This is a genomic window from Chromatium okenii (assembly GCF_016583745.1).
Lineage (GTDB): Bacteria > Pseudomonadota > Gammaproteobacteria > Chromatiales > Chromatiaceae > Chromatium > Chromatium okenii.
The window spans coordinates 1-7,743 of the sequence record NZ_NRRQ01000069.1; the positions used below are offsets into that span (position 1 = coordinate 1).

Here is a 7,743-nt window from a genome sequence, read left to right on the forward strand (position 1 = left end):
CATTTCAGCCCACGAGACGCAACCATGATCCTTCTCCTCGGCGGTGAGAAAAGCGGCACCGGCAAGAGCACCATTGCCGTTAATCTCAGCGTCTGGTTAGCCAATGCCGGGATTGACGTATTATTGATTGACACCGACATCCAGCGCACTGCCAGCCAATTCATTGAGCGCCGCAATCAACGCAACGATCTTGCTAAAGTGCATTGCATAGAAAAGCGCGGCAACGTCTTCAATACCGTGCGTGATTTATCCAGCCGTTATGAGCAAATCATTATTGATGCGGGTGGACGTGATTCAGAGGAATTACGGACTGCGATGGTTGCAAGTCATCTGCTCTATTGTCCATTGAAAGCCAATCAGCCTGATCTTGAACCATCGGCACACATGAATGAACTGGTCGAACTAGCGCGGGGCTTAAATCCGCAATTACAAGCGCGGCTCTTATTATCCATAGCATCCGTCATTCACGAGACAGAACAAAGTTTGATTGAACTGCCGCAGTTCAGTCTTTCCAGTATTATGATTCGGGAGTACAACGTCTATCGGGATGCCATGAGTGATGGATGCGGCGTAGTCGAAATGAATGACGACAGTGCGACTGCTGAGATCACCGCCCTTGCCCTTGAAATCTACGGAGATCACGCATGATTAGCCTGCCTTCAGTTGATCCCAATGCCCTGCGTCAATTCGCCGAAGGAGCCAAAGCGCCGCGCCCGAAACAGGAGCCAGCGCCTTGGTTAGCATTTAGTGCCGATGATTTACAGCGTCATTCGGTATCCATTCGGCTGAATGAATATCAACTCACCATGTTGCGATTCATTGCCGAGCAGAATGATGTGAGCCAGCAAAAGATATTAAATCGCATCGTCATACCGGAACTGGTGAAACAAGCGGAGGAATTGTTTGAGGGGTGATCAGCGCAATTGCTTTGTCAGCGGCAGCAATAAAAAGCCGTGATGCAGATAGAAGTCATGCGTCTTGGATCAACTCTGCATGAGCTTGTGCGGCGCGGTGTATTGCTGGAGTGAGTGGTGGCGGATCAAGCAACAAATCGACAAATCGCTGCTGATCCTCAAGGGATAACCGAATGACGCTGGTTTCTGCCATCTCATTCAAGTGACAGGCGCTACAGCTCAATTCTTTGGGCATCATCACCGTCATTGCGCATTCAACCATTCACGCAGCACATGATTGACTCGGGTTTGCCAACCTTTACCAGTGGCTTTGAACGCCGCCAAGATGTCGGCATCAACGCGGATGGTGGTAGGAATCTTCGTTGGTTGTTTCTGTGCGCCACGCCGCCGAGCCAGCTTTTCCTGTAACTCAGGCAACGACTGACTGGTCATCGCATTAGCCCAATGGATTGCCACTGCATCAGGAGTGTTGGGGTCATAAGGACATTCGGGATCATCGACGCGGTGTGGTGCGGCAACGAGTGCGGCGGCAATTTGCGCCGGGCTAAAGACAGGCTTGTGGTCAACGCTTGCCATTTAATCGCTCAGAATGATTCGAGAAATAACACAGCACAACGTTAGATCGGCACATCAACACACCAGTTTTCAATAACGAGACCGGGATATTTCATAAAATCCTTCACGTTATTGGTTACCAGTATCACGTTGAGCGCGACTGCATGAGCTGCAATCAACTTATCAAGATGATCTTGTTTGCGCTCACGGGTTGCGAAACGAATTGCACCATAGGCAACACCAGCCGCTGCATTAAAAGGCAGCACCGGAATATCTTGAATCAAAGCCGCGAGATGTTCACTGTCCCGCTGCGGATTGGTTGATACCGCCACGCCATACATCAATTCAGCATAGGTAATTGCCGACATCACCACATCACCGACCCGACATTGTGCAAAGCGCCGTGCAATGACTTCTGGTTGATTCTTCATCAAATAAATGCACATATTGGTATCAAGCATATAGCGCGGCATTACCAAACATCCCGCTCAACTTGTTCCTGAGTGCCGCGCCCTTCAATCAAAAAATCAGGAGAGAATTGGGCAAATTTATTCAAGACACCAGACAATAACCGACGTGCGGGGCGTATTCTGAGTTCATCACCTTCACGTTCAATCTCCAGTTCAATATCGGTGTGTTCATACGCGAGTGCTGCCGGAATCCGCACCGCTTGCGAATTGCCATTCTTAAAAACCCGTGTCGTGTGCATGGTGATACCCGTAAGGATGTATGACGGATGTACATTAAACTGTAGCACGTTATGAGGTTGATACATAGTACTCAATAACCTACTCATTTTTACCATTTGCTACTAATCACTGGTTTGACATCATCGCCACATCATGGTTAGTACTTTTATAACAACGTGTACCTTATGGCGATAACCAAGCCCGCGTTGTTAATTGAGCTCTTTAACAAGTTCGAGTATGCGGTTGCTAACACGAGTTGTTAGCGTAAAACTTGAAACACATCTAGGAGTTAGAGCACGAAGTGTTTATTTCGTGCCTTGGTAGATATACCCGACAACGCCGGTCACGGATCAAGTTGTCGCAGTTAACGAAAGTAGGAGTTACGCAGTTGGATGCTAAGTGCCTGATTTTATTGAAACTTGGTTTGTGCAGTGTATGATCGCGTTTTCATAAAAATCAATGACTTAACTTTCAACTGCGTAACTCCTAGAAAGTTAAGAAAAATGTATCGGAGCGATCTGCGGTTGCATCAGTCATGCCGCACGAGGCACGACATCACGCTCAATGTCAGCACTCAGCAGGCACTCGGCCAGCTTCAAGTCGTAACTGGTTTGCAAGTTCAGCCATGATTGAGCATCGCCGCCGAAATAACGGGCAAGTCGCAAGGCGGTATCCGGCGTTACGGCGCGTCGTTCCTTGACGATCTCATGTAAGCGGGTCGCAGGGACACGCAGCGCCTGTGCCAGCGCGTTCACACTCATGCCCAGCGGCGTCAAAAAGTCTTCGCGCAGAATCTCGCCGGGATGCACCGGGCGCAGACCATTCGTAGGGCTCATGGGTGTCTCCTCAGTGGTAGTCAACAATTTCAGCGTCGTCGGCATCGCCATTGCGCCAGACGAAACACAGTCGCCACTGATCGTTGATGCGGATGCTGTGCTGTCCGGTACGGTCGCCGCTCAAGGTCTCCAGACGATTCCCCGGTGGACTGCGCAGAAAGTCCAGCGTTGCCGCTGCGTTCAGTTGTGTTAGCTTGCGCTCGGCAACGCTCTGAATCGCACGAAAACGGCGCGGGCAGTGACCAGCGAATAGTTTGGCGGTGTCTTTACAGCGAAACGATTTGATCATGGCGGTTATGCTATAACGCAGCGAGTTATACGTCAAACGTTATACTTAAATGCTGTTGACAAACTGCAACTTTCCGGTCTGGTCTTTATTTACCATCATTCGGCATTGCGCATTTACTGTACTAAATACACATCGCCATTTAAGAATTACGCACTGATTGGTCGCGCAGTGATTCAAAAAGATAACCCGACTTTCTACCACCGCGTTATGCCGCAGTAATCAGGATTCACTGTGATCAAGATTGCAGTATTCACGCAGTAACCGCTCCACAATCTCGGTCTCAGTCACGCGCCGTCTACTACTGGCGCTTTCCTGCAACGCTCTTAATTTCAAAGCACTTGCCACATCCCACTGGAGTCGAAACAACTTCTGCACAGTCGGTTCCGGCTTCGTGATTTCAACCATAACTGTTTGGGTGCGCGGCGTCTCTGCTGCACCGTCCAGAAACGCATTCGGGTCTTTCATAAACGCACTAACATCTGGCTTGAGTTTCANTTCTGCACAGTCGGTTCCGGCTTCGTGATTTCAACCATAACTGTTTGGGTGCGCGGCGTCTCTGCTGCACCGTCTAAAAACGCATTCGGGTCTTTCATAAACGCACTAACATCTGGCTTGAGTTTCATTGCATCACCTCCATTAACAGCGCCTCAATTTCACCAATAGCAAGATAATCCTTGCCAATCTCATGCACCGTTGCGCCCTCAGCAATCGCACGGCGGAATGCCACTCGCTCGCAGATCATCGTGTTGAGCACCGTCAACTGCTGCCCCTTGAGAAAGACCAGCATATCAGCGGCATCCTTGGTGCGCGGATCAACGCGAGTCAGCAAGATACGGACATCCAAACGCGGGTTGTAATCACGAGCGAGGTCAACGATGGTCATCACATCCGTCAACGCAGCGGCATCCAACTGACTGGCTCCCACCGGAATGATCGCGTATTCAGCCAGCAACAATGCCGAGCGCAAGCCCAATGAATCCCGTCCGCCCGCATCCACAACGGCGTGGTCATAGCCCTGCACCAATGATTTACCTTCATGGATGATCGCCTTGCCACTGAGACAGGTGGTGATCGGACTAGGTAAACCATCCGCCCGCTCCCGTCGCCATGCCGCCCAACTCGCAGCACTGGTTTGGGGATCACCGTCAATCAACAGCGCCCGCCCTTGTCGAGCCAGCATCACCGCGAGATGGACAGCAACGGTCGTTTTACCCACGCCGCCCTTGGTGTTCACGCAAGCAAAGATCATCATTGAACCCCTCCATCGCTAGATTGCCCTAGAATAGCGATCTAGCGATGTAATAGCTAGATAACGATTTAGCTAGGCAGCACTCTAGCGATCTAGCTAGAGAATGATCTAGCGATCTGATGGCTAGTTAGTGATTTAGCTAGGGAGCNGATTGCCCTAGAATAGCGATCTAGCGATGTAATAGCTAGATAGCGATTTAGCTAGGCAGCACTCTAGCGATCTAGCTAGAGAATGATCTAGCGATCTGATGGCTAGTTAGTGATCTAGCTAGGGAGCACTCTAGCGATCTGATAGTTAGTTAGCGATCTAGCGATGGTGAGCAGTTCAGATCATGCGGAATGCTGCGTTGAATGGAGCAACTGCGGTTGCATCAGTGCGGTGTGAATTGCCAGCCGTTACATGAGAGATGAACCGGTCGATGCGTTAATACTTTGGGGAAATTCGGGTGCTAACTGACTGCAAACAAGTTCGTCATCCTGAGAGAAAAAGCGCAGTTGACCGTTGGCAGCACATAACCAGAACTCTTGCGCACCGCCAGCAAAATACAGCCGCTTTTTCTCATTCATTTCTCCAGAGGTATTGGATGGAGAAAGGATTTCAATCACGATCTCTGGCGCTTCGAGATAGGGATTGGCTAAACCGTTGCGGATAAAAAATGCTGAACTGCCCCAAACAACATCAGCGACTTTAACGCCGTCTGGTGTTTGTATGCTGCATTCCGCTAAGGGTTCACCATCAGGGAGTAATTGTGCGAGCCAACGAATCAAACGTGCTTGATAAAGACCGTGCCGATTGGTAGCCGGACTCATTACCACTTGCCCCCAACGATTGGTTTCTACTTTGAACGGAATATCTTGAAATAACGGATGTTCACAAACTTCTTGCCAGTGCATGATGATTCACCTCATTAAAACATGATGTAAATGTACGTTCATTTACTGCACCGAATGCACATCATCAACATCAAAGAACTGCTTACCAGTGTGATCCTGAAAGTCGCGCAGTGATTTCTCCGCTTCCTTTTTCGACATGCCCAAGCATTTTGCGATTGATTCCAAATGATAAACCGGCTTTCCCTCAGTGGTGTATCCGTCTGGCTTCTCCGGCATCAATCCCATTTTCACCACCGCGTCATGCGCCATGTCCATAAAGGATTGCGGGGCGTTTTCCATCATGCGTGCAAATGCGCGGGCTGCATCTGGTGATTCACCCAAACCTTGCGCGACTAATTCCGAGTATTCAATACCAGCGTTAATGAATGCTGCGGATAATTTATATTGATTCATTATTCACCTTCGGTAACTGTGGAATTGATTTTAATCTGTCGCCAGCATTCGGATTGTAGCGATTGGTAAATACAGTTGATGTCCGTCCGCTTGCAACGGCATAAAGAGTTCAATCTTCATTGCGCCACGCTTGACGCAGAGCAGGCGGCGGCGGGTCGTCCAATGACCGCATAAAGTCGCGCCATTCCTCAATTGCGAGCTCAGAATGCTGGTGGGTTTGCAGAATGTCACGCGCCCGATCCAGTGCCGCATCCAGCACCAGTGCGTTCAGGGTGTTGCCAGTTATTGCTGCCGCTTGCTGGAGTAATTGTTTGGCAGTCGTGGGGAGACGGAGATTAAGACGGTCGCTTTCAACCATGTGCTGCATCCATACGGTGTATTTCCGTACAGTATAGCAGCACCGCAAAGATTACCCCACGTTGCAACGCTAAATCCAATACAACAAGGATTGAAACCGAATAGCGTTTGACGTTGCCAGATAACGTTACTGATTTTTATGAAATTAAGCATTTAGAAATCCAACTGCGTCACTCCTAGTAAGTAAAAAGTTTAGGCAGCCAGCGGTTGAATTCGTGATAGTTCATCGCCGCGAGTACGCAGCACTTCTTCAGTGTCAAAGTCGGATTGTAGTGTGAGCCAAAACCCCGGTGTCGTGCCCAAAGCACGGGAAAGTCGCAATGCCGTATCAGCGGTGACGCTGCGCTTACCGGAACAGATTTCACTGATGCGCATCGCTGGTACGCCAATCTGCTTCGCTAGGCGGTATTGGCTAATGTGCATCGGCAACAGGAACTCTTCGCGGAGCACTTCACCGGGATGAATGTTCTTGATTTTGTCCATCTCGCTGTCCTCAGTGATAGTCACAAATTTCAACACGGGTGGCATTGCCGTTGTTCCACACAAAGCACACGCGCCACTGATCGTTGATGCGGATGCTGTGCTGTCCGAAGCGGTTGCCCAAGAGAGCTTCTAAACAATTACCAGGCGGGATGCGCAAATCGTCTAGGCGCTGTGCGGCATTGATCATGCGCAGTTTCCGGCGGGCGATTTCTTGAATCTGGTTCGGCAGCTTTTTGGTAAAGCATCCTTGCCAGACGTTTGCTGTCGCATCGGTGTGGAAAGAAATGATCATGGAAAGAATGTTATGGTTTAGCGATATTATCGTCAAACGATAATATCAGTCACCTTGACTCCCGCGTTCATCTCGGTATAGGCTGACTTTGCCGTCACTCATTGGCGGTCGGGATTGGTCTCCCAGAATACAAGGCGCGTAGTGCCACCAGCGAAAAGGCGCATTTTTTGTGCCCGCACGATCAATGGCTGGTTGCGTGAGGGAGCTGAAAAGCTCGCCGGTTCCTTGTTCCGGTAGACCAACCTCAAAGCAACCCGCCGCCATCATTTAGTCTTGATTGCGACGGTTTCCAAATCCAACCCGGAGACTGTTATGAACTCTGATTTATTGCCTGTTCCCTTCCGCAATACCACGCTGTTTGTGACCGACATCAACGGTCAACCCTACACACCCATGAAACCAATCGTTGAGGGCATGGGACTTGACTGGAAGTCTCAGCACAAAAAACTCACTGACAATCAGCGTTTTGCGACCTGTATGGTGGAAATCACCATACCTTCAAATGGCGGTTTGCAATCAATGAGCTGTATGCCTCTGCGCAAACTGCCCGGTTGGATGACCAGCATTTACCCAAACAAGGTGCGTCCTGAGATTCGGGACAACATCATCGCCTACCAGAACGAATGTGATGATGTGCTCTGGGATTACTGGTCGAAAGGGCAGGCAATCAACCCGCACCCAATGAAGCAGCCCACATCCGCAGCCATTCCCACCGATTTACCCGCTGCCCTTCGTGCCTACGCCGCTGAGATTGAAAGCCATCACGATGATTCGTCGATGATTGAGATGCTCA

15 protein-coding genes are annotated in these 7,743 nt (G+C 49.9%); 3 read left to right on the forward strand and 12 right to left on the reverse strand.

Annotation, left to right across the window (positions count from 1 at the left end; genetic code table 11):
- Positions 1-648: division plane positioning ATPase MipZ (locus tag CKO12_RS13940; RefSeq protein ID WP_242466357.1), on the forward strand; the 648-nt coding region annotated here is incomplete at its 5' end.
- Positions 645-914: a hypothetical protein gene (locus CKO12_RS13945; protein WP_200155332.1), complete on the forward strand. Its 270-nt coding sequence runs from the start codon at positions 645-647 to the stop codon at positions 912-914. The genes CKO12_RS13940 and CKO12_RS13945, both read left to right, overlap by 4 nt.
- 55 nt (positions 915-969) lie before the next feature.
- Here CKO12_RS13945 and CKO12_RS13950 read toward each other — a convergent pair whose 3' ends face one another.
- The 12 genes from CKO12_RS13950 to CKO12_RS14010 form a co-directional block, all read right to left on the reverse strand.
- On the reverse strand, positions 970-1,161 hold the full coding sequence (locus CKO12_RS13950; RefSeq protein ID WP_242466358.1) for a type II toxin -antitoxin system TacA 1-like antitoxin: 192 nt from the start codon (positions 1,159-1,161) through the stop codon (positions 970-972).
- On the reverse strand, positions 1,158-1,490 hold the full coding sequence (locus tag CKO12_RS15030; protein WP_242466359.1) for a BrnA antitoxin family protein: 333 nt from the start codon (positions 1,488-1,490) through the stop codon (positions 1,158-1,160). The genes CKO12_RS13950 and CKO12_RS15030 overlap by 4 nt, the downstream gene beginning before the upstream one ends.
- A 41-nt stretch (positions 1,491-1,531) precedes the next feature.
- Complete coding sequence (locus CKO12_RS13960; RefSeq protein ID WP_200155334.1) at positions 1,532-1,942, reverse strand: type II toxin-antitoxin system VapC family toxin; 411 nt, start codon at positions 1,940-1,942, stop codon at positions 1,532-1,534.
- Positions 1,942-2,178, reverse strand: coding sequence for an antitoxin (locus CKO12_RS13965; protein WP_200155335.1), 237 nt, complete (start codon positions 2,176-2,178; stop codon positions 1,942-1,944). Before CKO12_RS13965 ends, CKO12_RS13960 begins: the two co-directional genes overlap by 1 nt.
- 513 nt (positions 2,179-2,691) lie before the next feature.
- A complete protein-coding gene (locus CKO12_RS13970) occupies positions 2,692-2,994 on the reverse strand; it encodes a HigA family addiction module antitoxin (RefSeq protein WP_200155336.1) in 303 nt (100 codons plus the stop codon).
- 10 nt (positions 2,995-3,004) lie between these two features.
- Positions 3,005-3,283 (reverse strand): type II toxin-antitoxin system RelE/ParE family toxin, encoded by a 279-nt coding sequence (locus tag CKO12_RS13975; protein ID WP_200155337.1) that lies wholly within the window; start codon positions 3,281-3,283, stop codon positions 3,005-3,007.
- 619 nt (positions 3,284-3,902) lie between these two features.
- A complete protein-coding gene (locus CKO12_RS13985; protein WP_200155339.1) occupies positions 3,903-4,535 on the reverse strand; it encodes a ParA family protein in 633 nt (210 codons plus the stop codon).
- A 392-nt stretch (positions 4,536-4,927) separates the two neighbouring features.
- The gene (locus CKO12_RS13990; protein WP_200155340.1) at positions 4,928-5,425 is read right to left on the reverse strand and encodes a Uma2 family endonuclease; all 498 of its coding nucleotides are present in this window, start codon (positions 5,423-5,425) and stop codon (positions 4,928-4,930) included.
- A 42-nt stretch (positions 5,426-5,467) separates the two neighbouring features.
- On the reverse strand, positions 5,468-5,818 hold the full coding sequence (locus tag CKO12_RS13995) for a hypothetical protein (RefSeq protein ID WP_200155341.1): 351 nt from the start codon (positions 5,816-5,818) through the stop codon (positions 5,468-5,470).
- A 109-nt stretch (positions 5,819-5,927) separates the two neighbouring features.
- A complete protein-coding gene (locus CKO12_RS14000) occupies positions 5,928-6,176 on the reverse strand; it encodes a type II toxin-antitoxin system TacA family antitoxin (RefSeq protein WP_200155342.1) in 249 nt (82 codons plus the stop codon).
- Between the two features lie 191 nt (positions 6,177-6,367).
- Positions 6,368-6,658, reverse strand: coding sequence for a HigA family addiction module antitoxin (locus tag CKO12_RS14005; protein ID WP_200155343.1), 291 nt, complete (start codon positions 6,656-6,658; stop codon positions 6,368-6,370).
- Positions 6,659-6,668: 10 nt separating this feature from the next.
- Complete coding sequence (locus tag CKO12_RS14010; protein ID WP_200155344.1) at positions 6,669-6,950, reverse strand: type II toxin-antitoxin system RelE/ParE family toxin; 282 nt, start codon at positions 6,948-6,950, stop codon at positions 6,669-6,671.
- A gap of 312 nt (positions 6,951-7,262) precedes the next feature.
- Between CKO12_RS14010 and CKO12_RS14015 the strand changes: the two genes are divergently transcribed.
- Positions 7,263-7,743 (forward strand): phage antirepressor N-terminal domain-containing protein (locus CKO12_RS14015; RefSeq protein WP_200155345.1); only part of this gene is annotated, 481 nt, incomplete at its 3' end.

Excerpts from the sequence above, each read along its gene's own strand:
- CKO12_RS13990 (WP_200155340.1), bottom strand. The coding sequence starts at position 5,425 with ATGCACTGGCAAGAAGTTTGTGAACATCCGTTATTTCAAGATATTCCG.
- CKO12_RS13975 (WP_200155337.1), bottom strand. The coding sequence starts at position 3,283 with ATGATCAAATCGTTTCGCTGTAAAGACACCGCCAAACTATTCGCTGGT.
- CKO12_RS14010 (WP_200155344.1), bottom strand. The coding sequence starts at position 6,950 with ATGATCATTTCTTTCCACACCGATGCGACAGCAAACGTCTGGCAAGGA.
- CKO12_RS14000 (WP_200155342.1), bottom strand. The coding sequence starts at position 6,176 with ATGGTTGAAAGCGACCGTCTTAATCTCCGTCTCCCCACGACTGCCAAA.
- CKO12_RS15030 (WP_242466359.1), bottom strand. The coding sequence starts at position 1,490 with ATGGCAAGCGTTGACCACAAGCCTGTCTTTAGCCCGGCGCAAATTGCC.
- CKO12_RS13960 (WP_200155334.1), bottom strand. The coding sequence starts at position 1,942 with ATGCCGCGCTATATGCTTGATACCAATATGTGCATTTATTTGATGAAG.
- CKO12_RS13985 (WP_200155339.1), bottom strand. The coding sequence starts at position 4,535 with ATGATGATCTTTGCTTGCGTGAACACCAAGGGCGGCGTGGGTAAAACG.
- CKO12_RS13945 (WP_200155332.1), top strand. The coding sequence starts at position 645 with ATGATTAGCCTGCCTTCAGTTGATCCCAATGCCCTGCGTCAATTCGCC.
- CKO12_RS13965 (WP_200155335.1), bottom strand. The coding sequence starts at position 2,178 with ATGCACACGACACGGGTTTTTAAGAATGGCAATTCGCAAGCGGTGCGG.
- CKO12_RS13970 (WP_200155336.1), bottom strand. The coding sequence starts at position 2,994 with ATGAGCCCTACGAATGGTCTGCGCCCGGTGCATCCCGGCGAGATTCTG.
- CKO12_RS13950 (WP_242466358.1), bottom strand. The coding sequence starts at position 1,161 with ATGACGGTGATGATGCCCAAAGAATTGAGCTGTAGCGCCTGTCACTTG.
- CKO12_RS14005 (WP_200155343.1), bottom strand. The coding sequence starts at position 6,658 with ATGGACAAAATCAAGAACATTCATCCCGGTGAAGTGCTCCGCGAAGAG.
- CKO12_RS13995 (WP_200155341.1), bottom strand. The coding sequence starts at position 5,818 with ATGAATCAATATAAATTATCCGCAGCATTCATTAACGCTGGTATTGAA.